This is a genomic window from Bacillus fonticola (assembly GCF_012955605.1).
GTDB lineage: Bacteria > Bacillota > Bacilli > Bacillales > JC228 > Bacillus_CG > Bacillus_CG fonticola.
In genome coordinates this window covers 220,089-244,440 of record NZ_CP052135.1, presented here as the reverse complement: position 1 = coordinate 244,440, position 24,352 = coordinate 220,089, and the positions used below count along the sequence as shown (strand labels likewise).

Annotated in this window: 19 protein-coding genes and 3 pseudogenes; 4 read left to right on the top strand and 18 right to left on the bottom strand. The window is 40.6% G+C overall.

Annotated features, from left to right (window positions below; genetic code table 11):
- Positions 1-56 precede the first annotated feature (56 nt).
- The 5 genes from manA to HHK01_RS01265 form a co-directional block, all read right to left on the bottom strand.
- Positions 57-1,016: a mannose-6-phosphate isomerase, class I gene (manA, locus tag HHK01_RS01285; protein ID WP_170006048.1), complete on the bottom strand. Its 960-nt coding sequence runs from the start codon at positions 1,014-1,016 to the stop codon at positions 57-59.
- Between the two features lie 192 nt (positions 1,017-1,208).
- The gene (locus HHK01_RS01280) at positions 1,209-3,164 is read right to left on the bottom strand and encodes a PTS fructose transporter subunit IIABC (protein ID WP_170006047.1); all 1,956 of its coding nucleotides are present in this window, start codon (positions 3,162-3,164) and stop codon (positions 1,209-1,211) included.
- A gap of 246 nt (positions 3,165-3,410) precedes the next feature.
- Positions 3,411-5,339: a BglG family transcription antiterminator gene (locus HHK01_RS01275; protein ID WP_170006046.1), complete on the bottom strand. Its 1,929-nt coding sequence runs from the start codon at positions 5,337-5,339 to the stop codon at positions 3,411-3,413.
- 265 nt (positions 5,340-5,604) lie between these two features.
- Positions 5,605-6,186, bottom strand: a complete 582-nt coding sequence (locus HHK01_RS01270) for a DUF4256 domain-containing protein (RefSeq protein WP_170006045.1) — start codon at positions 6,184-6,186, stop codon at positions 5,605-5,607.
- Between the two features lie 145 nt (positions 6,187-6,331).
- Positions 6,332-7,135 carry a nucleotidyltransferase domain-containing protein gene (locus tag HHK01_RS01265; protein ID WP_170006044.1) on the bottom strand — a complete coding sequence of 268 codons (804 nt, stop codon included), beginning with the start codon at positions 7,133-7,135 and terminating at the stop codon, positions 6,332-6,334.
- Positions 7,136-7,459: 324 nt separating this feature from the next.
- Here HHK01_RS01265 and HHK01_RS01260 point away from each other — a divergent pair, with 324 nt between their 5' ends.
- Together HHK01_RS01260 and HHK01_RS01255 are read left to right on the top strand one after the other, a co-directional pair.
- Positions 7,460-8,116 (top strand): 5-bromo-4-chloroindolyl phosphate hydrolysis family protein, encoded by a 657-nt coding sequence (locus HHK01_RS01260; protein ID WP_170006043.1) that lies wholly within the window; start codon positions 7,460-7,462, stop codon positions 8,114-8,116.
- A complete protein-coding gene (locus HHK01_RS01255; RefSeq protein WP_170006042.1) occupies positions 8,113-9,288 on the top strand; it encodes a toxic anion resistance protein in 1,176 nt (391 codons plus the stop codon). The genes HHK01_RS01260 and HHK01_RS01255 overlap by 4 nt, the downstream gene beginning before the upstream one ends.
- A 192-nt stretch (positions 9,289-9,480) precedes the next feature.
- Here the strand turns inward: HHK01_RS01255 and HHK01_RS01250 are convergent, their stop codons facing one another.
- From HHK01_RS01250 to HHK01_RS01215, 8 genes are all read right to left on the bottom strand, one after another.
- A complete protein-coding gene (locus HHK01_RS01250; RefSeq protein WP_170006041.1) occupies positions 9,481-9,831 on the bottom strand; it encodes a DUF2200 domain-containing protein in 351 nt (116 codons plus the stop codon).
- 367 nt (positions 9,832-10,198) lie between these two features.
- The gene (xylF, locus tag HHK01_RS01245; RefSeq protein ID WP_407646946.1) at positions 10,199-11,128 is read right to left on the bottom strand and encodes a D-xylose ABC transporter substrate-binding protein; all 930 of its coding nucleotides are present in this window, start codon (positions 11,126-11,128) and stop codon (positions 10,199-10,201) included.
- A gap of 208 nt (positions 11,129-11,336) precedes the next feature.
- Positions 11,337-12,878 (bottom strand): response regulator, encoded by a 1,542-nt coding sequence (locus HHK01_RS01240; RefSeq protein ID WP_170006039.1) that lies wholly within the window; start codon positions 12,876-12,878, stop codon positions 11,337-11,339.
- Between the two features lie 5 nt (positions 12,879-12,883).
- Positions 12,884-14,317 carry a sensor histidine kinase gene (locus tag HHK01_RS01235; protein ID WP_170006038.1) on the bottom strand — a complete coding sequence of 478 codons (1,434 nt, stop codon included), beginning with the start codon at positions 14,315-14,317 and terminating at the stop codon, positions 12,884-12,886.
- The gene (locus HHK01_RS01230; RefSeq protein WP_170006037.1) at positions 14,314-15,291 is read right to left on the bottom strand and encodes a sugar ABC transporter substrate-binding protein; all 978 of its coding nucleotides are present in this window, start codon (positions 15,289-15,291) and stop codon (positions 14,314-14,316) included. Before HHK01_RS01230 ends, HHK01_RS01235 begins: the two co-directional genes overlap by 4 nt.
- 296 nt (positions 15,292-15,587) lie before the next feature.
- A complete protein-coding gene (locus HHK01_RS01225) occupies positions 15,588-16,763 on the bottom strand; it encodes a sugar ABC transporter permease (protein WP_170006036.1) in 1,176 nt (391 codons plus the stop codon).
- 12 nt (positions 16,764-16,775) lie between these two features.
- Positions 16,776-18,296 carry a sugar ABC transporter ATP-binding protein gene (locus HHK01_RS01220; protein ID WP_170008602.1) on the bottom strand — a complete coding sequence of 507 codons (1,521 nt, stop codon included), beginning with the start codon at positions 18,294-18,296 and terminating at the stop codon, positions 16,776-16,778.
- A 79-nt stretch (positions 18,297-18,375) separates the two neighbouring features.
- Positions 18,376-19,482, bottom strand: a complete 1,107-nt coding sequence (locus HHK01_RS01215) for a sugar ABC transporter substrate-binding protein (RefSeq protein WP_170006035.1) — start codon at positions 19,480-19,482, stop codon at positions 18,376-18,378.
- Positions 19,483-19,662: 180 nt separating this feature from the next.
- On the opposite strand from HHK01_RS01215, the pseudogene HHK01_RS01210 reads away from it, so the two are divergent.
- Both HHK01_RS01210 and HHK01_RS01205 read left to right on the top strand, forming a co-directional pair.
- A pseudogene (locus HHK01_RS01210) lies at positions 19,663-19,776 on the top strand (ATP-binding protein); the annotation flags it as partial.
- 6 nt (positions 19,777-19,782) lie between these two features.
- Positions 19,783-20,165: pseudogene (locus HHK01_RS01205) on the top strand (IS66 family transposase); the annotation flags it as partial.
- 754 nt (positions 20,166-20,919) lie between these two features.
- Here HHK01_RS01205 and HHK01_RS16000 read toward each other — a convergent pair.
- The 5 genes and pseudogenes from HHK01_RS16000 to HHK01_RS01185 form a co-directional block, all read right to left on the bottom strand.
- Positions 20,920-21,125 (bottom strand): annotated as a pseudogene (locus tag HHK01_RS16000) (IS21 family transposase); the annotation flags it as partial.
- A gap of 119 nt (positions 21,126-21,244) precedes the next feature.
- Positions 21,245-21,793: an NADPH-dependent FMN reductase gene (locus HHK01_RS01200; RefSeq protein ID WP_407646920.1), complete on the bottom strand. Its 549-nt coding sequence runs from the start codon at positions 21,791-21,793 to the stop codon at positions 21,245-21,247.
- A gap of 74 nt (positions 21,794-21,867) precedes the next feature.
- Positions 21,868-22,929 carry an LLM class flavin-dependent oxidoreductase gene (locus HHK01_RS01195; RefSeq protein ID WP_407646919.1) on the bottom strand — a complete coding sequence of 354 codons (1,062 nt, stop codon included), beginning with the start codon at positions 22,927-22,929 and terminating at the stop codon, positions 21,868-21,870.
- Positions 22,930-22,944: 15 nt separating this feature from the next.
- A complete protein-coding gene (locus HHK01_RS01190; RefSeq protein ID WP_170006033.1) occupies positions 22,945-23,796 on the bottom strand; it encodes a VOC family protein in 852 nt (283 codons plus the stop codon).
- 25 nt (positions 23,797-23,821) lie between these two features.
- A complete protein-coding gene (locus HHK01_RS01185) occupies positions 23,822-24,217 on the bottom strand; it encodes a DoxX family protein (RefSeq protein WP_170006032.1) in 396 nt (131 codons plus the stop codon).
- Positions 24,218-24,352: the final 135 nt, after the last annotated feature.

Genomic DNA, 24,352 nt, shown 5'->3' with positions numbered 1-24,352 from the left:
AAGGAAATCATTTGACTTTAAATAAAGATTATTCGACAAAGTGATTGGCACCGTACCTAAACATGCGACACAATAAATTCTGCTTGACCGTCCAAGCTGTATTCCCGAATTCCATTTGGCACGATGAAGTGGGTTCCTTTTTTGACTTTGAAAGTTTGGTCCTCGATCGTGAAAGTAGCCTCGCCTTCTAGAACGCTCACTTGTAAAAAGTCATGTGTCAATTCGAGTGAAGCCTTCCCATTCAATGCCCAGTGGTATACCGTAAAATAGTGCTCCTCGACCAGGGTTTTTGCGACCAAATCTCCATAAATGGTTTCAGTTTGATCGACTGCGGCATCCTGATGGGGAACGGTTGTGACCTGAATCGAGCGTTCCAAGTGTAATTCACGTGTGTTTCCTGCTGCGTCTGTACGGTCATAATCATAGACACGGTAGGTAATATCGGAACTTTGCTGTGTTTCTAGGATGACGATTCCCTTGCCGATCGCATGAATGGTGCCGCTTGGGACATAAACAAAGTCGCCTGCCTTCACCTTCACACGTCTGAGCAGCTTATCCCATTCACCTTGGTCAACCATTTGTGCTAATTCTTCCTGTGTTTTGGCATGATGACCCAACACCAGCTCAGCACCTTCTTCTGCGCTAACCACATACCAACATTCCGTTTTACCGTACGGGACGCCCTCGACTTCACGAGCAAATTGATCATCCGGATGTACTTGAACGGACAAGTCATCCGCTGCATCTAATATTTTCACAAGCAATGGATACTCACCATCATTATCAGGTCGTTTATTAAAAAGCTCCCCCTTCCCCTTCCAAACTTCTTCCAGTGTTTTCCCCTCAAGAGGTCCATTTTGTATTATGCTTGGCCCATTCGGATGTGCGGAGATCACCCAAGCCTCGCCTGTTTTCTCTGAAGGGATATCATATTGAAACTCGGTATGTAATTTCTTCCCGCCCCAAATTCTTTCTTGTAAAACGGGTTGTAAAAAAATCGGTTCATTTTTGTACATCGTAATCCTCCAAATAGGTTTTATGTTAGTGTAGGTTTCAAAATGACTAAAAGCTCTTATCATGCTTTCTATGTTTACCTATACCTGCTTTTTCTTACCCTCTTTGAATACAGAAGCCTTATTTCCAGTAAGGGACTCAGTGATAGCCAAAAAGAGAGCAAACTTCCCCGCTCTCTTTTCGACATGCTTATTTTACTGAATATCTTCAAGTAATTTATACGCTTCTGCTTTGGAAGTGGTTTTCAATAATTGCTCTCTGAAATCCTCATCCATCAATTTACGAGACAGCATTTGTAAAATGTTCAAATGAGCATCACCTGCTGCTTTTTCAGGAACGGCAATCATGAAGATTAATTTCGCATCTGTACCGTCTAGGCTCTTCCAGTCAACACCATCACGTTTGATTCCGAAAGCAACCGCTGGATGTTTCACAGCAGGTGATTTCCCGTGCGGAATGGCGATATTCATTCCAAGCCCAGTCGAGCTTTGTTCTTCACGATTTAAAATCGCTTGTTTAAACTCTTCTTTTGAGCTCAATACACCACTCGCATCAAACTTGCTAATCAACTCATCGATGACATCGTCACGAGTTGTACCTGCTAAATCCGTTTCAATTAAATATTCACTCGTAATATCGGTTAATTTCTTGACTTCTACATTGGAAGCAGGAACTTCTGTCTTTTCAACCTTTTGCCCACGTACTGGTTCCGTCGCCACCACTCCAGATCCATCGGCAACTGCAACAGCTGGTTCACCTTCCACATTCTTCTTAAGCATTGTAACCATAAGCGCTGTTACAATCACACCAACGATGACAGCAACAAAGAACATAATCACGTTGTCAACTGCACCTAGTACTGCAACAATTGGACCACCGTGCGCCACTCTATCCCCAACACCGGATAGCATCGCGATGACTGAACCGACCATTGAACCAACAACGATACTTGGAATTACGCGAAGCGGATCCTGTGCAGCGAATGGAATCGCCCCTTCAGTAATCCCGAAAAGACCCATTGTGAACGAGGCTTTACCAGCTTCTCTTTCCGTTGGACGGAATTTACGCTTGTTGATAAATGTTGCAAGACCTAACCCAATCGGCGGAATACAGATCGCAACTGCAATTGGTCCCATGATTCCATAATTACCTTCTGCTATCATCGCAGAACCGAATAAGAACGCAACCTTGTTAAATGGACCACCCATATCAACCGCAATCATTCCACCGAGAATAATGGCAAGTAAAATCGAACTTCCACCTTGCATACTAGCTAACCATGTTGTCAATGAATCAAAAACTTGCGCAACTGGTGCACCGATAACATAAATAAACAATAACCCTACAATGATGGAAGAAAGAATCGGAATGAAAATTATTGGCATAACCGGTAGAACGGCTTTTGGCACTTTGATTTTTTTAATCGCCAGCGCCACATAACCTGCTAAGAAACCGGCAATAATCCCGCCGATAAATCCGGCACCGGCTTCACTTCCATAAAAACTACCATTCGCTGCAATGTACCCACCGATCATCCCCGGAACGAGTCCCGGACGGTCAGCAATACTAACGGCAATAAAACCAGCCAAAATGGGAACCATGAACATGAACGCTGTGCCACCAAGGCTCTCAATCTGCTTCCAAATCGAATCCTCTGGAATCACAATTCCGCCAGGCGTTTGCTCACCTCCAAGTGTTAACGCAAGCGCAATTAACAATCCCCCAACGACAATGAATGGAACCATGTAGGAAACCCCACTCATTAAGTGCTTATAAATTGGGTTCTCTTTTTTTGCTTGGCCATTTGATTTACTAGCAGCTGCCATCTCCGGCTTGTAAACTGGGGCATCACCACTTAAAACCTTTTTTATCAGTTCCTCCGACTTGTGCACACCGTCCTGAACACCGGTAATGATGACCTTTTTACCAGCAAAACGCTCCTTTGGTACCTCTTTATCCGCCGCAATGATAATGCCATCGGCTTTGGCAATATCTTGCTCCGTTAATGCATTCTCGACACCGATTGAACCTTGTGTCTCTACCTTTATATCGACGCCCAACGCCTCGCCTGCCTTTTGTAAATTCTCGGCAGCCATATACGTATGAGCAATACCAACAGGACAAGCAGTAACAGCTAATATCTTCGCCATGTTAGTTCCTCCTACCTACAAAATTATTTTGTAATCGCTTACCTATATAATAAATGCTTTTTGTCCCGTTATTTTTCTTTATTTTTACCGGAACTTGTGGTAATTATTGTTTTATTAGACATATTGGAATGATTTAATAGGGAAAGTGTAGTCCTTTCCCCTTCCACCATTCACAATGAACTGCCTTGTCTGGTTGATACGCATCAAAAAAGGCAGTAGAGATTCTTTCTCCACTGCCCATCACGACTATTGCTCTTCAAGAATCCGTATAAACTCCTGATAATCCCTAGCTTCGATCAATTCCTTTACCACCAGTGGCGACTCACTTAGCGAAGCAATTTTCCCAATCATTCCGCGAAGCTCTCCTTGATTTTCTTTAGACAGTGCAAGCATAAAGACAAGGGACACCCATTCGCTGCCCCACTCGACTGGCTTTTTCATAATCGCAACAGCCAATACAGGTTTGGTAATCAGTGATGGATCGCCGTGTGGAATCGCTAGCCCCCCGCCAATTGCGGTTGCTGATTTTCGCTCACGGTTGACCGAGCTGTGGATGAACTCTTTTCGAACATAACCTTTTTCGTATAGAGACATCGCCAACATTTCGACAACTTCATACCGGTGCTCTTTTTCAACATCCAAAAACACGAGTTCCTCCGTCAAGAATGGGGAAAGTGAACGTTTTCCCTGAAGTTCCGTGTTTTTCACTTGTAATCGCTCGACAAACTGACTCATCCTTTTCTTATCCTCTTGACCAAAGAGTGGCGAGATCACAATAGATTCGGTCTTTGCTTTTTCAAGGGGGAGCGTTGAGATAATGAAGTCAACAGGATGCTGATTCAAATAAGCGTCTACTTCCGCTTTGCCAACGCAAGCTACGATTTCAATCTCTTGATACTGCTGTTCAATTTTCGCTTCTAATAAATGAGACATCCCAATTCCCATATGGCACACTATTAACGCTTGCTTTTTCTCAACCTCTCTCTTTCTTTCCAACCGTTCAATCGAGGCCTGAAAGTGAAGAACAATATAGGCCGCTTCATCTTCTGGAATCTCGATAGCAAACGTATGATTGATTTCTTCCAAGGTTAAGATCACCATGCTAAACATATAAGGGTACATGCGCTTAATGTCCATCAGAAGCGAGTTGGTAATCGGAAACCCGTATTTGATCCGATTCATAACAGAATGCATATGTACCGCAAGACCTTTAGTTAAAATCGTATCCTCTTCAAACGGAAACAAAGTCAATTTCCCCATTTTGTGAATAAGCGTGCTCAATATCTCTGCATCTTTTTTATCGGGATGGAAAACCTTCTCCGCGTCTTCCTCCATCCTCTTACTGCTTATGAGATGCCAAGTAAAATAAACCTTCTCCTCTTCTGGGAACGTAAGCCGGAAAGTAGCTTCTAGCTGATGAAGGAACCAGCTCGCATACTCGTATTCCTTCCGTTTCAGCACGGCTTTCTTCTCGGACATTGGGACAAAAACAGGAGAGTTTTGCCTTGTTCGTTTGACCATGATTAATGCATGGACAAGCAAGCTTTCTAAAGCATCATCCGTAAACGCAATCTCATAGTTTGCCTGTATCTTCTTAAGTGCCTTTAGCACAGCCGATATCTCATACGGTAAAAATAAATCCAACACCACATTCTTTTCGTTTGAAAAAGCTGAAATCAACTCAGGAAGATGCGCCAATGCATTGCGCTTCTTCAACTCTGACCCTTGAATCACATTTCCGATCCGTTGCTTCGATACAAGTTCAAGATCATACCGCTGAAGCCACTTCATAATGGTCTCGATGTCTTTTTTTATCGACGCCTTTGGTGCATAGTAACGATCTGCCCAATACTGTAGCGTAATGGGCTTTTGACTTGTTAGTAGTTGAAAGGCCATTTCAAACAATCGCTCTTCTATCGTTTTGGGTTCATTTGTATGCAAATTATGTAAGATGTCCTGTCTTTCTTCGTCACTGATTTCAACCGAGATTCCAATCCCAGGCTTACGGACTAGACTAGCACTTTCGTAATCAAGCAAAAATTCCGCAAGTCGGTCTAAGTCATTCCGTACCGTTTTCTCAGCACAATCCAACTCCTCCGACAAATCCTTTATCTGCAATGCCCCTTCCTCATGAACGAGCAACATTCTCAATAATTCCTTTTGCCTATTATTCATCCTTGGCACCTGCTCAAAATCTAATATAGAAAAGTGTATCTTTATTTAAGAACCAAATCAAATAGATAATAGCTACATTCATTAAATTAGGAAAACCTTACATGTAAAACCTAGTTTGATTAATTTCTTTTCTCATCGAATTTACTGATCATTTAATCCCTTTCCATCGAGAGTTTGCTGCATACATTTTTCAACCCTTTACTCCCGAGTCCTTTCCCTAGGGGTGATCCGTTCTCAAATTCAAATTTAGCTACCTGTGCAAAATTTAAACCCTTAGCGAGCCACGGAAACCCCTAGCCGCATAGTAAGATTCTGCTCCATTGTGGTACACGAAGACGTGACCAAAACGACAATCGCAAAAAAGGGCACCGCCGAGTTCTCTAATATCAGAGGGTGTTTGCACCCAGCTCGACGTTTTCATATCGAAATTTCCAAGCTTCTGCAACGCTTGATATTGTTCTTCCGTTAAAAGTTCAATGCCCATGGCAGTTGCCATATCAATAGCGTTATTTTCTGGTTTATGTTTTTTCCTTGACTCTAGTGCGTCACGGTCGTAACAAACACTTCTGCGACCTTTAGGACTTTCCGCTGAACAATCATAAAAAATGTATTCGTCCTTCTTTTCGTCATGTCCAACAACATCTGGCTCACCGCCAGTTATTTCCATTTCATTAAGCGACCACAGTTTTTCAGCATTAGCATACAGCTTTGCTTGGACTTTAGCCCATTCAAGACCTATATGGCGGTTCATGTTTTTCTCAAAACGGGCTTTCAATGCTGTGAGTAATCCTTCACGTTGTTCTAGTGACAACTCCTTTTTATTGCTGATTTTATTCCTATTTGACATGTTAGTTTCCCCCTTATTGTTTTTGCTCATAATGGTTTAAGTATATATAAATTAAACTCTTTATTACGCCACTTGTGCTTTGGATAAATAAGTCCTCACGCAATGTGTACACCATCCAATCACATCAACATGACTTTGAATATGTTCAAGAAGAAACACGGGCTTCACGCTCAAAGTTATCACTAGCCCACCTACCCTCCCTCTTGAAGAGCTCTAGTACGGCTTCCCGGTTGGTCGGTGGCACCTCTATCCATTTCTGCAAGGTGCGAATAATAGGTTCCTTATCGTGAAAATAGTGGATAATGACCTCGGACTGTTCGTGAAGTCGTGTCGACCAAATCTGAGATCGTACCATCACCATAGAATAGAATGTTCGGATGAGCTTACGAGCAAAGTTTTGTGAAATTGTCTTGAACTCCTCTTTGGAAGCTGCTTCTAACCGGCTTATTATTCGAGCAAGTACTTCGTGAATATCTCCATTAAAACTGATCGCTATCTCCGATGTGAGTTTGTACGGACCGAATTGTTCTCGAAGATCCTTTCCGTGCACACAAACACAGAGTTCCTTAAGAAATGCCTGTTCGTAGTAATTCGCTGGATCAACCACATAGTCGTAATGTGCAACAGCTATGCCAACATCACGAACTAGAAAGCTATAATTTTGAGATAATTTTCTAGTTAGGTTCTTTATTTTTTCCGACTCATCTGGACTCAGCTTGCTATTGAACATAGCGAGAAGATCGAGGTCTGACTTAAGTACTACAGCTTCACCTCTGGCTACGCTACCGTACACATAGACGCTGTGTAATTGATGTGGAAACAACTTTATTAGATTTTCGACAGACTCTCGTATGCAAGGTAAAAAAGCATTATCAATCTTATCTAAGCCAACATCACTTACAATAAATCCATTACGGTCTAGACCATATCCAGCTTGCAGACTCCCCATGTCAATCTCCTTCCCCTGCATTGTCATTACCTATATCTAATATACGGTGTTCTTATTCATTATCCTTCTAGTTAATTGGTCATCATCTCTATCCGATCCGAGCTTGTTAATCTGGAATTCCGTTTGAGGCACCCGACCCATGTTACCTTTTACCCAAAATACGCCTCAAGTCTTAGTACCCTTTACGTTCGCAGCCTATGGAGCTGGGTATACTTATCGTGTATCTTAGTATAGAAGAAGAGTTTTTATTCCCGCACAAAACTGAAACCATGGTTTTGTTTGAACCGTATATAATTAGAGGTCTAAAGTCAGGAGTCGATTGGGATGAATCCGTTTTTAGCTTTTGTTGTCCGAGGTTTGATTGCGATCCCTGTATCTGGCATAGTTTGGCTGGTGAGTATTTTTGGCTTCGATCAGAGCTTTCTTTTATCTGGAGCGATTGGCACGGGAGCTGGGCTACTCGTGTTTTGGGCGAGCGGAGCTGTTTTGAAGCATCGTTTTTTAAAAAGACACGGTCTGACAAGAAGAGAGTATCAATACATCAAGAAAAATCTAGATGAAGCCAAAACGAAGATCTCTCGTTTGCATAAAGCGCTTTTCTCCATTCGGCATATCCCTTCTTTGAAACAAAGAGTATGGTTTATGAGGGTAACAAGAAAAATCTACATGCTAACAAAAAAGGAGCCGAAGCGATTTTACCTGGCAGAACGGTTTTATTTTTCTCATCTGGATTCAGCTGTTGAGCTGGCAGAGAAATATGTTTTCTTAGCGGCACAGCCCGTAAAAAACCGGGAGCTAGATTTGTCCCTTATTGAAACTCGCCGGATGCTGGATGAGCTGACTGTTCAGGTAGAAAAGGATTTACATCAGATGATTTCGGGGGATATTGACCAGCTTCATTTTGAAATGGATGTTGCCAAGCACTCGATGAAGGGGATGAAGGATTCACGAAATCATGATGAGAGCAGGAGGTTAAAATGAAAGAAAACAATCCATCCTCGTCTAGAAACACAATAAATTCCACTTTAGTGGATGACCTGCTGACCCATCCGTTCGATGAACCGCAAAAAATGACTGGCATACTGCTACAGGATGAAAAAACTGTCAGACTGATTGATGTGATTCCGGAAGAGGACAGAGCCAAGGCTTATCAGCTGGCCGAGCAGATTGATCCAAAAAACCACCAGGCCATGATTTCCTACGGTACACCGGCACAGACAAAGCTATTATCCTTCTCAAATACAATGCTTGAGCATGTTCAGAAGAAGGATATTGGCGAGGTCGGGGAAATAATTAGGGATTTAATGAAGAAATTTAATGAAGTGAACCCTGATGAGTTGAAGCCTGAGAAAGCATCCTTCTTCGCACGGATGTTTGGGCGGTTTTCCGGGTCTATCCAAGAGGTGCTGTCCAGATATCAGAAAACAGATGCGCAGATCGACCGAATCAGTGTGAAATTAGATCGAAGCAAGAATGTTCTTTTATCTGATATGGGTATGCTTGAAAAGCATTATGAAAGCAATAAGGAGTATTTCCATGCCCTGAACGTGTATATTGCAGCCGGTGAAATGAAACTTGAAGAGCTGCATCAGAAAACTATTCCTGAGCTGAAGAAAACGGCTGGGGAAGCGAACGACCAAATGATGTTCCAAGAAGTGAATGATCTGATCCAGTTTGCGGACCGTTTGGATAAGCGCCTTTATGATCTGAAATTAAGCCGAGAAATCACGATGCAGAGTGCCCCGCAAATCCGCCTAATTCAAAATACAAATCAGGCGTTAGTTGAAAAAATACAATCCTCTATCATGACGGCAATCCCACTCTGGAAGAACCAGGTTGCGATTGCGTTGACACTGATCAGGCAGCGTCATGCTGTGGAAGCGCAGAAACAAGTTTCGAAGTCAACAAATGAACTGTTATTGAAAAATGCCGAAATGCTGAAAACCAATACGATTGAGACAGCACGCTTAAATGAACGCGGTCTTGTTGATATCGAAACCTTAAAGAAAACGCAGGAAAATTTACTCTCCACTCTTGAGCAGACATTGCAAATCCAAGAGGAAGGTCGCACAAAACGCAGGCAAGCTGAGCATGAGCTCGCAAATATGGAACAAGATTTACGACAAAAGCTGCTGGAAGTGAAAAGGGATTAGGAGCAACATCTGTCTTGTAAATAGAAAAGCTCTATTAATCAAACATTTGATTGATAGAGCTTTTTGTGGTGCCTAGTATGATAAAAGAAGTGTGGTCATTTCAATAAACCTTATTCCACAATCGACCAATTATTTAATAATTACTTAAAAGTAAAGCTATATAATGGAATGAGTGTTTCTTCGTTTAAATTATTATTTCCGCAAAATCTTCTCCATCGCTTTTCCCTTTGCCAACTCATCGATTAGCTTATCCAAATAGCGAATTTCCTGCATCGTTGGTTCTTCGATATCTTCCACTCGGACGCCGCAGACTACACCTTTGATCAAAGCTCGCGCGGGATTCAATATGGGAGCTTCCGCAAAGAAGGTCTCAAAGTCTGTCTGTTTTTCCAGTTGTACTTCTAACTCTTCCTGGCTATATCCTGTCAACCAACGGATGATTTCATCGACTTCTGTTTTTGTACGCCCTTTTTTCTTTGCTTTCGTAATATAATGGGGATACACTTCTCCGACACTCATTGTATAAATCCGATGTTTGGTCATGATACATCCTCCCTTAAGCTCCCTTTAAGATCTTCCATATCTATACTAAATGTCATGATTGCCTGTGGCTTAATCCTGAATCCGTGAGATAAATCTTATAAAACTACCCTCTATTTTCTGTAGAATCCCTGTTATACTAGGGATATAACATGAAAGAGTATTTCATTACTTTTTCACTTGGAGGGTGAAAAATTTAGGAAAATTACAACAATTTACCTTTGAACGTACAGACGAAAACTATTATGCCTACACGGGACTTGGCTTGGCTGGTACTTTGTTACACAAGACCAACCTCCTACAGAAGTTTGACCTTCTGAAACTGCACCCTACATACCGTGATAACATAAGAACCGGCTCCGTGTTTCCCTCAATAAACATCCTCTCGAGAATGGAAACCGTCTGCAATAATCGTTTCGTCGATATTACTCTTATCAACTGGAATCGGTGTAAGTAAAACGGAAGGCACTTCTATTTTGCCGTTGTTAATTTTTCGGTCCGCATCTACACTCTCACCCTTTGCAAGACTGACTGTAAGCTCTGCTGCTTTCTTTGTTAGCGTACTAATCGGCTTATAAACAGTCATTGTCTGTGTACCTTCAACGATACGCTGTGCTGCTGCAAGTTCCGCATCCTGGCCAGCGACTGGAATTTTCCCTTCTAGTCCTAGTGCCTCGAGTGCCTCAATTACACCTCCTGCAGTGGCATCATTTGCAGAAATCACTGCATCTATCTGATTATCATTGGCTTCTAAGGCTGCTTCCATATTCACAAAAGCATTTTCGGGGTCCCAGTCCTTCGTCCACTGGTCGTATACAACCGTTATGTCGCCCCTGTCAATAAACGGTTGAAGTACGTTAAAAACACCCTTTTTTAACAGATGGGCATTATTGTCTGTCATAGCTCCCCCGATGTACACATATTTGCCTTTGGGAACCAACTTTGTAATTGCCTCGGCTTGCATCTCACCTACCCGTTCATTGTCGAAGGAAATGTATAGGTCAATTTCGGCGTTTTTAACCAACCGATCGTAGGACACGAGCTTAATACCAGCAGAATGAGCTTTTTCCACGATGGCCGCTGCAGCCTCGGCATTGTAAGGTACGATAACTAAAAGATCAACCCCCCTACTGATTAAAGTTTCAGCTTGTGAAATTTGGAGAGCAACATCTCCATTTGCTTCCATAATGTCCACTTCCGCTCCCATAGATTCCAGCGCCTTTTTGAACAAATCTCTGTCCTTTAACCAACGCTCCTCCTCTAAGGTGTCCATTGCGAAACCTATTTTAACCTTTTGCATATTTCGTGCTTCAGCCACGTTAGACTCTTCGTTCTGCGGTAAATCAGACACATTAGGTGTATCCAGGGATTGATTATCTTTTTCGCACGCTGAAATAACATAAACTAGACTTAATATGACTAATATAACCAGACTTAGACGGGTATATCTCTGGGCCATTTACTTATTCCCCTCCTTGAAAGTCTAAGTTTCAAAATCTATATTTCAATCAGTCCTTTTTGCCTAGCATCGTCTTCTGGAACTCTTTTGGTGAAATATTCGTTAGTTTCTTAAACACTTTACTAAAATAATTTGGATCATGATAACCTACCTCATATGAAATTTCTTTTATACTCTTATTTGAACTACTCATCAGTTGTTTAGCTTTTTCAATCCGACATTCGGTTAAAAAATCGATATAATTGACTCCAATCTTCTCTTTGAACATTCGACTCATATAAATCGGACTTAAACCTACTCTTTTCCCTAATGCATCTAAGGATATCTCTCCATGAGAATGCTCAATGATATATTGTTTTGTCTGCTCGATAGTGTCTGCTTCAAGCAGCTCATAATACTTCACATACCACTGTCTCATCTGGTCTAGTAAATCATCTGTTTCATATTGAAGTTGCCGATAATTATGGGTTTGAAAGGAATAAAAGGGGGTTGCTGTTTCTATGCCTAATTCCCTCAAAACCCTGGATACAATCCAGAGCACCTCCAGAACCCTTTGCTGAGCTTGAAGAAGACTAATCCCTTCGTTCTCGCAACACTGTAATAGATTCATAACATGAGTACGAACTTTCTCCCATTGTCCAAGGCGACTTTGATCAGAAATTTCCTTTTCTAATTGTTTAATCGAGTACCCAGTGCATAATCCTTCAATGACTCGCATGTCCTCATATAAGTGATATTTAACAGGTTCTGTTGTATCCATAGTTGCCATTAAGGATTCTTGATAGGATTTTCTAACGCGATCCAATGAACCACAAACGTTCCCTATCCCGACAAACCAATTTGATTTAGTATCAAAATTTGGTATGGAAAGAATCTCACGTGCGAGATAGACTGCTTCAGAACGGAACGATTTTTCTGGATTTCGGAACACAATGATCGGCAATCGGTTTCCGTGCAAGGCTCCAACCCATCCGCTTACCGTTTGCCTCACCTTCTCTTTAACATCAGAATAAAAGGTCTCTGAACCCTTCGGCATTAAGACGTTTACTACAAACATCTCGTCCATCGACTTAATATCCAGCAATTCGACCAGCATGTCTATATGTACCTCATGAACATGGTCAAATAACAGTTGTGTTACTACGTCGGACTCGACAATAGACATCGTTCTTTGTAACAACTCTTGTTGGAGTCTGTTCGTAGCAAATGACTTCTGTTCTTCAACAATCTGCTTTAGTACTTTTCCAACCGTCTCCACGATATCGCTTGCTTTGCTGGGTTTTAGCAAATAATCCTTAGCACCAAGTTGGATCGCCTGGCGCATATAATCAAACGTGTCATAAGCCGTAACCATAATAAATTTAATGCTTGGATGATCTACAATGATTCGTTCAAACGCTTCAAGACCGCTCATTCCGGGCATTTTAATATCAATCAGAATCAAATCTGGCTTAAACTCCCCAGCCATTTGTACAGCAATTCCTCCGTTTTTTGCTTGTTTGATGACAAGTTTCGAAAAGGACTTCTGTAAAATTGCTTGCATCCCTTCCCTTTCGATTTCTTCATCATCAACGATTAGGAGTTTCACCATTTTAATCACTCCCTTATCATCTGGATTCTTAGTATAACTTTCGTGCCTTTTCCTGAAGTACTTTCAATGTCTATCACTTCCTCATATCTGTACCAAAGACGCAAGCGCTTGACGACGTTACTGAACCCTATACCAGTAGAATGACCTTCTGTTTGAACGACCTGTTCATTTAGGATTTGGTTAATCTTATCTTCTGACATTCCCATTCCATCATCTTCAATTTCTATCGTTATTCGGTCGCTCTCATCTAAAATTCGAACCCAAATGGTCCCTCCATTCTCTCTAGGCTCTATTGCATGGATGACAGCATTCTCAATAATTGGCTGTAACGTTAGCGCGGGAATTTTCACATTTAGGCAGGATTCGTCTATTTTCATATATAGTTTGAGACGGTCTGTGAACCGCGCTTTTTGGATATCCATGTATTGCTTCAAAACTACTACCTCATCACGGAGCGTAACGGACCTGTCCATTTGCTTTAAATTATATCTGAGTAAACCTGCCACATTCACTAGTAAGTCACTAGTTTCTTCAGAGCCTTCTAGATAAGCTTTCTTAGAAATTGTATTGAGCGTATTAAACAAAAAATGCGGATTAATCTGACTTTGTAGACTGCGAAACTGGCTTTCTTGCAACAGAATTTTGTTCTGCTGGAGCTCCTGCTCAAGTTGAGCCTTGTGTTTGATCTCTAAAATTAATTTATTTATGTTAATGCGCATTCGATCAAATGTCTTCGCCAAAAAGGCAATTTCATCATTTGTTTCCACTTTGACCTCTAAATCAAACCTACCTTTAGATAGCTCGTTAGCCGCTTGTGTCAACTGGTGCACTGGTTTAGTAATACTCAACGAGAACCAATACGAGATGAGAAGCAGTAAGAGCGTAATGAGCAGTAACATCCATATGCCAAGTTTTTCCATTTCTGCCGACTGCTCAATAATGCCATAATAGAACCTGTCATACGTCTTCATTTCCGTGCCAATCAAAGTGAGGGTCATCTCGGATATATAGTTTGAAATCCGTGTCGCTTCCGTAAACTCTTTCGCTGAAGCTTCGGTTTCATTCTCTGCATGGAACAATAGTAATCGATCCGTTGTTTCTATGAAACTATTAATTAAATTAATATAATTGGTCAATGCAAAATCATTCTCCACGTTTCTCAATTCATAAACATTATCTTTCGCTCGAAGTATCCTTTTCTTACTCAACCCAAGTTGTTCCAGGTTATCTGAAGTAGGATTCAGTATGTAGTTGTTCAAATCCGTTATAATCTGCTGACTTGAACTCGTCACTTCATTCATACTTAAATACCGTTGCAGAATATTATTATATTGATCTTGCGTTTTGTTATTATAATAGGTAAGCGCTATCCAAATAGCTACCATAATAACTAAAACTATTGTAGAGAGCAACCATATTTTCTTCTGGATTTTGTTCATTGTACGTCCACTGCCTTCAATATTTGAATATCGGTGAGATAACCGCTTGAATCGAGAGGAAGTGTCTCGCCATTCAGCCATTCCGTCATTAATTTCACGCTAAGTTTCCCCATCATCTCGGGTGACTGTTGGATCACTGCATCTAGTTTTCCTTGCTCTAACAGCAATAATGATTCGGGGCCATCATCAAAGGAGTAAATATGATAACGCTCCAATTGTGAGCGCTTACTAATTTCTTGAATCATAGTCCCTGCAATACTTGCGTTGACAGCTACAATAGCATCGACATCCGGCATCCGGTTCAACATGTCTTGGGTAGTGGAAATTATTTGCTCGCTCGATTCAGACGTTTCTGCATTCAAGATCTGTATATTCGGATATTTCTTTAAAACATCCTGTATCCCTCTCAACCGCTGCTCCTGAAAATACTCCCGAATACGATCTGACATGAGTATGACGTTACCGATGGATCCCATATCGGAAACCAATTGCCCTGCAATTAACTTACCCGCCTTATATTGATCGGAACCAACATACGTTCTTCTAAGACTCTCTGACATTGGAACATCATTTACTACAGTAATGACTGGGACACCATAAAATGAGGCTTTGACCTTTATCAAATCTTTAAATTTTGCTGTATCAAGCCCCTGTATAATTATGCCATCTACCTTTGAATAGATAGCTATTTCTAGGTTTTCCAAAAAGTCTTCCTTATTATTATCATAGCTCCCCCATACTTCAAGGCTCACACCCTCCTTCTTAGCTTGCTCTTGTGCAGCGTACCCAACCTTATCCCAGAAGGGTGTATCTATGTCTTGTGTAATTAAAACTAGGCGATATTGTGGCTCTTTCTGGTTGATAGCCTTTGGTAACTCCCAATTAAAACGAAACACTTTTTCTGCCGATATGGCCGTAAAAATCAAAAGGATGATGAATAGGAGGCATAGTATGAAAATGCCAGTTTTTCGCAAGAGAAATATCTCCTTCCTCTATATAAAACTATTTTCATCATACCATTTATTTAGAATCGCACAAATTTCCTTAACTTAAGTAAAACGGGGCCTTATTACTAGTGAGTGGGTTGAACTATAGTGTAAGCGGTCGATGGAATGGAGTTGATAACTATGGAGGAAGGAATTCTTAAACGTTAGCCAGCACCAGGATATCCACTAATTCCCATACAACAAGTAGAGGGATCTCAATGAGTCCCCCTCTTTTATTCTTATTATGAAGAAGTTTTAAACATTAAACCGTTGAATACTTGAAACTATTTTCCTCTTTTTCTCGTTGTGACATCAAAGATAACTGCTAAAGCCAGTACACCACCACGAATCATATATTGGTAGGAAATCCCTACACCTAGCAAGTTCATCCCATTAGTTAGGGATGCCATAACAACGGCTCCGATAATAGCCCCCGTTACTTTTCCGACTCCCCCAGCAGAAGATACACCACCGACATAAGCGGCTGCGATGGCATCAAGCTCGAATAATGTCCCCGCCGTCGTCGTCGCAGATTGTAAACGGGAAGTAAACAAAATTCCCGAAAGTGCTGAGAGCATACCCATTGAACCAAATACGAGATACGTGATTTTTTTGACATTGATTCCACTAAGGTGAGCTGCTTCTGGGTTACTCCCGACCGCATAAATATGCCTACCGATTACTGTCTTTGTTGTTAGGAAATGGTAGATAATAACAACCAGCAGAATAATGATACCCGTCCACGATAAACCATTATAGCCTGCTAGAATCCAAGTGATATACGCTATTATTGCTGAAACAAACACTAATTGCAAAATAAATATCTCTCTTGAAACAACTTCAAAGTTGTACTTTATCTTTTTTCTTCGATTAGAAATCGAACTATAAATATAAAGGATACTAGACAATGCCCCTATAATTAAGGTAAGTAAGTGAAGTCCATTCACCTGCATAATAGCAGGAATATATCCGTTACCGATTGCGTTAAATGTTTCATTTTGGACAATGATCGTACCTGAGTCTTCCGTTACCTTTAGTAGCGCCCCTCTAAAAATGAGCCATCCTGCTAGCGTTGCTACAAAGGAAGGAATCCCGATTTGGGCAACTAGAAAACCAGTTGATAAACCTATGATAGTCCCAATCACAAGAATAATCGGAATGACTAAATAAACCGATACACCGACATCCATAAGTAAAATAGCTACAATCGCGCCAAGGAACCCTGCTAAAAATCCAATCGATAGATCAATATGTCGTATGATGATAACAATCATAACACCTACAGCTAACACAGCAATATAGCCGGCAGAATCTAATAGATTGCTTATATTCCGGGAAGACATGAATAGTCCATCTGTCATGATCGTGAAAGTGAGCATAATAATGAATAAGGCAATAAACATACCATAGTCACGTATATTATCTTTAATAAGCCTTGTTAATTCATTAAAAAAATTCATAAATACCAACTCCTATTGCGTAGCAAGTTGCATAATTTTTTCTGGATTAGCCTTTTCCGATGACAACTCACCTTTAATTTCGCCTTCAGCCATTACATACACCCGATCACTCATTCCTAAAATCTCACCAAGCTCTGAAGAAATCATGATAATGCTCATACCTTCACTAATTAATTCATTCATAATGGTGTAAATTTCAAATTTTGCACCCACGTCAATACCTCGTGTCGGTTCATCCAGAATAAGTAGCTTTGGACTAACGAATAGCCATTTCCCAAGCGAAACCTTCTGTTGGTTACCTCCACTTAAGTTACCCACAAGTTGGGCTAAAGAAGGTGCTTTAATCGTCAAATTGTTTTTATATTGTTCTGCTATTTTTATTTCTTCGTTTTCATTGATGACACCACTCGAGGAGATTCCCTTTAGATTCCCCGCAGAAATATTTTGTTTAATATCTTGTGATAAAAACAGCCCGTCGCCCTTACGATCTTCTGTAACATAAGCAATTCCTGCTTTGATTGCATCACTAGTGTGTCTAAACTTTTTACGTTTACCATCAACGATTAATTCACCTTGCAGTTTATAAGACTTGGGATTTCCGAACACACTTAAAGCCAATTCCGTTCTTCCCGCTCCCATTAATCCGGCTATACCCACTATTTCGCCTTGTCTTACGTGAATATTTATATTTTTGCCAACCTGGCGCCCTAGCTGGGAATCATACGCTGACCAATTAGATAATTCGAGTACTTTATCACCGAAAGTCTTCTTGTTTCTCTTTGGATAGATATCATTAATTTCTCTACCTACCATGTTCTTAATAATATTGATTTCTTTAATTTCTCCCTTAGAAGCATCTAATGTACAAATTGTTTCTCCATCCCGAAGGACGGTAGCTTTATCGGCAATCGAAATGACTTCCTTTAGCTTGTGTGAAATCATTATGCTCGTTATGCCCTCATTTTTCAGCTCGAGTAGAAGTTGTAACAGGTTTTCACTATCGTCTTCATTTAGGGCAGCTGTTGGCTCATCTAAAATGAGTAGCTTTACGTCTTTGCTGAGGGCTTTAGCAATTTCAATCAACTGCTGTTTACCAACACCTAAATCTTTTATCAATGTTTCAGGATTTACTTTCAGATTTACCTTTTCTAACATTTTTTTCGACTCTACAATGGTTTGATTCCAGTCTACTACTCCACCACGTTGCATTTCGTTGCCAACAAATAAATTCTCATATACAGTAAGATCCGGAAATAACGCGAGCTCCTGGTATATAATTGCAATACCAGCATCTACGCTGTCACTAATTTTATTAAACTTCTGAACGATGCCATCAAATACAATATCACCTTGATAGGTTCCATAAGGATAAACACCACTGAGTACCTTCATAAGTGTTGACTTCCCCGCACCATTTTCACCAATTAAGCAGTGAATTTCACCCTTTTCCACCTTGAAATTAACATTACTGAGCGCTTTGACTCCCGTAAACTCTTTAGTAATCTGCTCCATCTCTAGGATATACTCGCTCATCATCCCCACCCTTTAACAAACAAGTTACATTTGTAAAATAGTGATAGAAGTTTCTATCACTATTTTACTGTTATACTTATTATTCTAGTCCTGTAAATTCGCTTGCTTCGTAGTAACCAGAGTCAATGAGTTCAGCTTTTATGTTGTTTTTATCCACAACAATAACATCCGTTTGCTTTGCTTTTACATCGATATTGCCGTTGTTATAAGTACCAGTTGTTTCAGGCGTACTTCCATCTAAAATGTCAACTGCCATACCCATTGCATCATTAACCAGCGTACGAACATCTTTGAAAACGGTCATGGATTGTTTACCATCGATGATATATTGAGCAGATGCTTTTTCCGCGTCTTGACCGGTTATAACGTAGCTTGATACCGCTGGATCAGATGCAAATACGTCGGCAATTGTACGTGCAGTACCGTCATTCGGTGCGAGAATGGAAACATCACCCTTCATGTCCGCACCTACTGCCGTCAAATGAGTTTCAGCTTTGTTTGTCGCTTCAGCTGGATCCCAGTTTGTAGTGACTTGACCGAGAATTTGACCCAATTCTTCACGGGTTAGCTCTGCTTTATCTTTTAATGCCTCTGCTTCGCTGGAATTCGCTATGACAAATGTACCGTCAGCAATTTTAGGTTGAAGTACACTCCATGCTCCTTCAAAAAATAAAAACGCATTGTTGTCAGAAGCAGCACCAGCATATAGATACAATGGGTTGTTAGTACCTTCCGCATTGTCAATTAAATATTGCCCCTGGGCTGCACCTACAGCAATACTGTCGAAAGTTACATAATAATCAATCGCATCCGTCCCCGTAATAAGGCGGTCATATGCTATAACCGCAATTCCTTCTTCTTTAGCAGCCTCTACCGCTGCACCCGCAGCAGCTCCATCCTGAGGAGCAATAATTAGCACTTCAATTCCTTTACTAATTAACGTTTCAACATTTTCCTTTTCCTTAGCGGAAGATCCTTGGCTAAACAAAATTTCTGTTGTATACTCTGAATCTGCTAAAGCATCTTTGAATCGTTGTTCATCCTGTACCCATCTTGGCTCGTCTTTAGTAGGCAACACGATACCGACACTTACTGAACTTCCGCTACCACCACTACAGGCTGCAAGAACAAGCATTACCATAATTGCAAAAAGCAGATAGGTTAGTCCTTTGAACCCTTTTTTCATCTTCATTCCCCTTTTCTTGAGTTAAAACTATTTAACTTATTAATTATCTTATCTGTAGACCCTGTTTTATGTAAACGCTAACATAGGGTAATCTTTTGTTGTTTTCTGTACTTTTTTAACTCCTGTTTTGGTGGGTCGGGGCGAGTAGGAGGAAGCTTCTCTAACACTAGGTTAGATTGTTCCATTTTGTTAACTTCTAATAAAGGACCTAAAGAATGGGGTGAATTGATGGGAGATCAGGGGATCACAATAGCTATTCTGGACCGTTTGCTTCACCGCATAGAAGTAGAATGACAGTTACAGGAGCGCAGCCAGCCTGTGCTGGACGCTTTTTCGTCATGGCTTCGTGAACAAATGCCACGTGTCCTTCCAAAGAGTGCACTCGAGTAAGCCTTCAAATATTGTCGTAACCAGTGGGATCGATTAGAGGCATTTTTGAAGGATGGTCGTTTGGAGATCGATAACAACCGAGCTGAACGCTCCATTAAGCCTTTCGTGATCGGCCGTAAAAATTATCCTTTTAGCAACACCGCAAAAGGAGCTAAGGCTAGTGCGATGATCTATAGCGTTGTTATGTGTTTGAGGAACTTCCCAACATGGATAAGACAGATAAAAGCAAAATGACACAACTACTACCATGGCTCAACCATTCCAGAAGAATATCGCCTTCCGAACAAATTTAAATAGAGCATACACGAAATCCCACCCGCATTAGTAGGTGGGATTTATTTGACGCTTACGTATCTACTATAAAGAGCTTTTTTGTTGCACAACTACATAAAGTTTGAACATTTATCGTATTTGCAGTCATCTGAATCAATTTCATAAATCACTATTCTAAATAAACACAGACCAGCAGAATATTAGTTGCTTTAAATTTTTCTATTTGTAGATGTTGATTTCCGCTACAGGCGGACGCTTTCCGCGGGCGGGCCGTTGATAACGTTGGGTAGGTTCCATCTCGTATAATTCTTGCAAGCTCACTCGGCGTATCTAACCATTGGGAGTTCCTCCAGCCTTTTGGTTCGTGCTTACTTACCATTATACAAGACTTGGGGAGGTACTCCTTTTACTATGTCTCAAAACCATTGCGCTGCATGGGCTCTGATTTGTGAAATCCACTCATCTAATTAAATTAGTGCAACGCTGGTGAAATAACAGAAAAAAGTAAAGAACTTTGTCTCAGTTTAATATATTGGTAAATATTAGGGCAACACAAGAACCGTCCCCGTGTTTTCCTTTTTCAGAGGAAGCAAAACGGACCGCTTCCGCATTTCATCCCGCAAGAGCGAAAGCGATGAGGAGGCTCACCGCCCACCCCGCGGAAAGCGAGCACCTGGAACGGAAATCAACAGCCATTTTAACAGAGCTAAAAACTAATTAAGGCTTATTTTTTTGGCAAAAAGTAATTTAATGTATATGGTAAATTTTAACATATAAAAACCGGAAGCTGACATCTAGCACACAGACTTGCGATTCAGATTGATAGAGTCTCGCAAATCGGTAATTACTATGTGCCAAGGTAAACACAGCAAGTGAGTAGCTTTTCATCTTTCCGTCAACCTCTAACTTTACCTCGCCCCAGTCAAATTCAACATCTGTCCCGGTTCACAATGTCTTCGAATGAAAACCTCCTTCGCTTTAAGACTCGCTATGAGTGACTTGCTAAATCTTTCTCAGTGGGAGTCCCACCCACTATATGATGCGCCCCTCGTGGCGCACGAACCGTCCCCGTGTTTCCCCCATGTTTTCCTATTTAAGTTTAACGTAAGGTTTTCAATGCTCCACTCCAAGCAACAATTTCATCAAGCATCGTATTTACATTATCGAAATGTAATTCTTGTGGTTTAAACTCAGTTCCATTAATAAAATCAGTAAATAAACTCAAAGTTGGATGTGTGCGAACATCCGCAACTTTCTGTTCTGCAAAAATACCTCGTAAATGTTCAGCTGCACGAGCCCCTCCAGTAGAACCATAACTTACGATACCAGCTGCTTTGTTATACCAAACTTCACGCGCAAAATCGATGGCGTTTTTTAACGCACCGGAAATACTGTGATTGTATTCTTGAACAATGAATACAAACCCATCAAGGCTTGCCAGTTTCTCATTCCAAGCAGCAATACCAGGCTCCGTTCCATCAGTTGTTCCTAAAAACGGAAGATTAAAGTCAGCAATATCTACAATTTCATAATATGCATCTCCTCGTTTTTCAGCAATTCCTTTTACCCATTCTCCTACTTGTGGACTTATACGTCCTTGACGAGTGCTTCCTAAGATAATTCCAATGTTCAATTTTTCTGTTGTCATTGTTTCGTCCTCCTTAGTTTGTTTACCAAATATTTTTTCAATAAAACCCAATCTTCACACCGCCTATAAAAAGTTTATTTACTTGTTTCTCTTCGAACGATTGGTGCAATTTCCGTTGCTAACAATTCAATGCCTTCTGCTACATTCTTGAACGGTTGACCACCTATATCTAACTGTGCCAAGAAACGTTGATGCCCAAAGAGTTCGTATTGTTGAAGAACTTTCTCTATGATTTGTTGCGGACTCCCTACAAACAATGCACTCTCTGGACTAGCCATTTGTTCGAAGTCATCCCTTGATATTCTTGTCACCATTCCACGCTGACGGTTTACATATTCCCAGTAATTGGAATAATATGGATAAAACTCGTCTTTTGCTTGCTGAGTTGTCTTAGCTAGATAGACATGTCCGGTTACACCAATCTTCAATGTTTCGAGTACATGGCCAGCATCTATTCCAGCCTGACGATAAAGATCGACAAGTGGCTTAAAACGTCTTGGATTACCACCCAAGATAGCTAAAGCCATTCCCACCCCAAATCTTCCAGCACGAACGGCACTCTCAGGTGTACCACCAACTCCAATCCAAATTGGTAATTTTTCTTGTACCGGTCTTGGGGCAATTTCAGCATTCCTTAAGGAAGAACGGAACTTCCCCGACCATGTGACAGTCTCATTTTGGTTCAGTTGTAATAGGAGTTCCATATGTTCTTCAAACAATTCATCATAATCGTTTGTACTATAACCGAAAAGAGGAAATGATTCTATAAATGCTCCTCTACCAGCCAGTATTTCTGCCCGACCATCCGAAAGTAAATCCAATGTAGCAAAATCTTCAAATAGACGAACAGGATCAAGCGTACTTAAAACACTTGTTGTACTTGTTAATCTAATTTGTTTTGTTACTTGTGCAATAGCAGCCAATAGAACCGCAGGAGAAGAAGAAGCATAATCCAGACGATGATGTTCCCCTACTCCAAATACATCCAGTCCAGCCTCGTCAGCAAGTTTTGCGGCTTGAATAATTTCTTTTACTCTCTCCTTAGCCGTTATCGTCTTGGAAGTCAGGGGGGCTGGACCAATATCCGCAAGTGTGTAAATACCAATTTCAATACCAGCACTTTCTTTAGTAACCAATCGAATACCTCCATCTTATACAGCTAACTCAATGCAATTTCCAGAAGGATCAAAAGTGATAATAGTATTGTTTTCTTCAAATATCTCCGCACCAATCTGCTTCAAATTTGTTACTGCTTGTTTACGATCCCCTTCATTATCAAAAATGAGCGTAAACGATTCGAGACCTACACTATTTTTGGCGGGAGTTGGAGCCCCTACGCCATTCCATGTGTTGACCCCTACATGGTGGTGATACTTTCCATATGATAGGAATAAGGCCTGCTCTCCAAATCGATTGACTACGTCCATTCCTAGTCCTTTTACATAAAATTCTTCTGTCTTATTTAGTTCTGACACGTGTAAATGAATGTGCCCCATTACCGTTTTAGCAGGCATTCTCTGCCAAGTCTCACCCGGTGTTGCATGTTTTAGCAAATTATCAAAATCTAATGGATCAACAGTCATTGCTACTTCATCGCCATTCCAATTCCATTCAGAAGGAGCCCGATCACGATAAATTTCAATCTCATTTCCATCTGGATCATGTAGATACAATGCTTCACTAACAAGATGATCAGAAGATCCAAAGCGAATTCCCTTTTCAACCAAATGAACTACAATATTGGCTAAATCCGATTGATTTGGTAAGAGAATCGCAAAATGATATAAACCAGTGGTTCTTTCCTGTTTTGGTAGAATATTTTCAGGTTGGTCCAGTGATAAAAAACTTGTTCTTCCATCACTTGTTAATTTTACTGTTGAAGTTGTTTGGTCTAAAATATCGAAACCCAGGACATCCTGATAAAATCTTATTGAACGTTGTAAATTTTCCACTTTAACTTTTACATGCCCAACAAATGTTGTTGGTTTTGTGTGAAATCCCATAGACAAACCTCCTAGAGTACATTTTTTATGATTGAAAAAACTTTTGATCAAATGAAATTTTTGATTTCTCAGCTAAAACGAAATAAATTGATACGGCTAATAATACAAGTTCAAGTTCATACCCTGCCATTTGACCATTGCCAAGAAAGCCAACTGAAAGTTTTGCAGTAAAAATAGCCCCTATCATAATTAGTGAAGATAACAAGGTAACAATTCGTGTTCCAAGTCCTAGAATTAATGCAATACCCCCCAGTAACTCAACAACCGCAATTACATAAGCCATAAATCCAGGAATCCCTAAACTATCAAAATAGCCAACTGTATTTGAAATTCCCCCTTGGAACTTTGAAAACCCGTGAATAAAAATTGTAAGACCTAATACCGCTCTTAATATAACCTTCCCAATTTCGTTTTTATCCATTTAAACTCTCCTTTTCTCACCACGTTACTTTATGTAAGTAAGTATATCTAGGAAAGCAAATGATGTCAAGTAACTAAATTTTGTTTTGTTATTTGATTTCTGTTTTGTGGTATAATAGAAATCAAGCGAGGTGCA

Bases quoted from the DNA above. Each gene is read 5' to 3' on its own strand.
- manA (WP_170006048.1), bottom strand. From the start codon at position 1,016: ATGTACAAAAATGAACCGATTTTTTTACAACCCGTTTTACAAGAAAGA.
- HHK01_RS01280 (WP_170006047.1), bottom strand. From the start codon at position 3,164: ATGGCGAAGATATTAGCTGTTACTGCTTGTCCTGTTGGTATTGCTCAT.
- HHK01_RS01275 (WP_170006046.1), bottom strand. From the start codon at position 5,339: ATGAATAATAGGCAAAAGGAATTATTGAGAATGTTGCTCGTTCATGAG.
- HHK01_RS01270 (WP_170006045.1), bottom strand. From the start codon at position 6,186: ATGTCAAATAGGAATAAAATCAGCAATAAAAAGGAGTTGTCACTAGAA.
- HHK01_RS01265 (WP_170006044.1), bottom strand. From the start codon at position 7,135: ATGGGGAGTCTGCAAGCTGGATATGGTCTAGACCGTAATGGATTTATT.
- HHK01_RS01260 (WP_170006043.1), top strand. From the start codon at position 7,460: ATGAATCCGTTTTTAGCTTTTGTTGTCCGAGGTTTGATTGCGATCCCT.
- HHK01_RS01255 (WP_170006042.1), top strand. From the start codon at position 8,113: ATGAAAGAAAACAATCCATCCTCGTCTAGAAACACAATAAATTCCACT.
- HHK01_RS01250 (WP_170006041.1), bottom strand. From the start codon at position 9,831: ATGACCAAACATCGGATTTATACAATGAGTGTCGGAGAAGTGTATCCC.
- xylF (WP_407646946.1), bottom strand. From the start codon at position 11,128: ATGCAAAAGGTTAAAATAGGTTTCGCAATGGACACCTTAGAGGAGGAG.
- HHK01_RS01240 (WP_170006039.1), bottom strand. From the start codon at position 12,878: ATGGTGAAACTCCTAATCGTTGATGATGAAGAAATCGAAAGGGAAGGG.
- HHK01_RS01235 (WP_170006038.1), bottom strand. From the start codon at position 14,317: ATGAACAAAATCCAGAAGAAAATATGGTTGCTCTCTACAATAGTTTTA.
- HHK01_RS01225 (WP_170006036.1), bottom strand. From the start codon at position 16,763: ATGAATTTTTTTAATGAATTAACAAGGCTTATTAAAGATAATATACGT.
- HHK01_RS01220 (WP_170008602.1), bottom strand. From the start codon at position 18,296: ATGAGCGAGTATATCCTAGAGATGGAGCAGATTACTAAAGAGTTTACG.
- HHK01_RS01215 (WP_170006035.1), bottom strand. From the start codon at position 19,482: ATGAAAAAAGGGTTCAAAGGACTAACCTATCTGCTTTTTGCAATTATG.
- HHK01_RS01200 (WP_407646920.1), bottom strand. From the start codon at position 21,793: ATGACAACAGAAAAATTGAACATTGGAATTATCTTAGGAAGCACTCGT.
- HHK01_RS01190 (WP_170006033.1), bottom strand. From the start codon at position 23,796: ATGGGATTTCACACAAAACCAACAACATTTGTTGGGCATGTAAAAGTT.
- HHK01_RS01185 (WP_170006032.1), bottom strand. From the start codon at position 24,217: ATGGATAAAAACGAAATTGGGAAGGTTATATTAAGAGCGGTATTAGGT.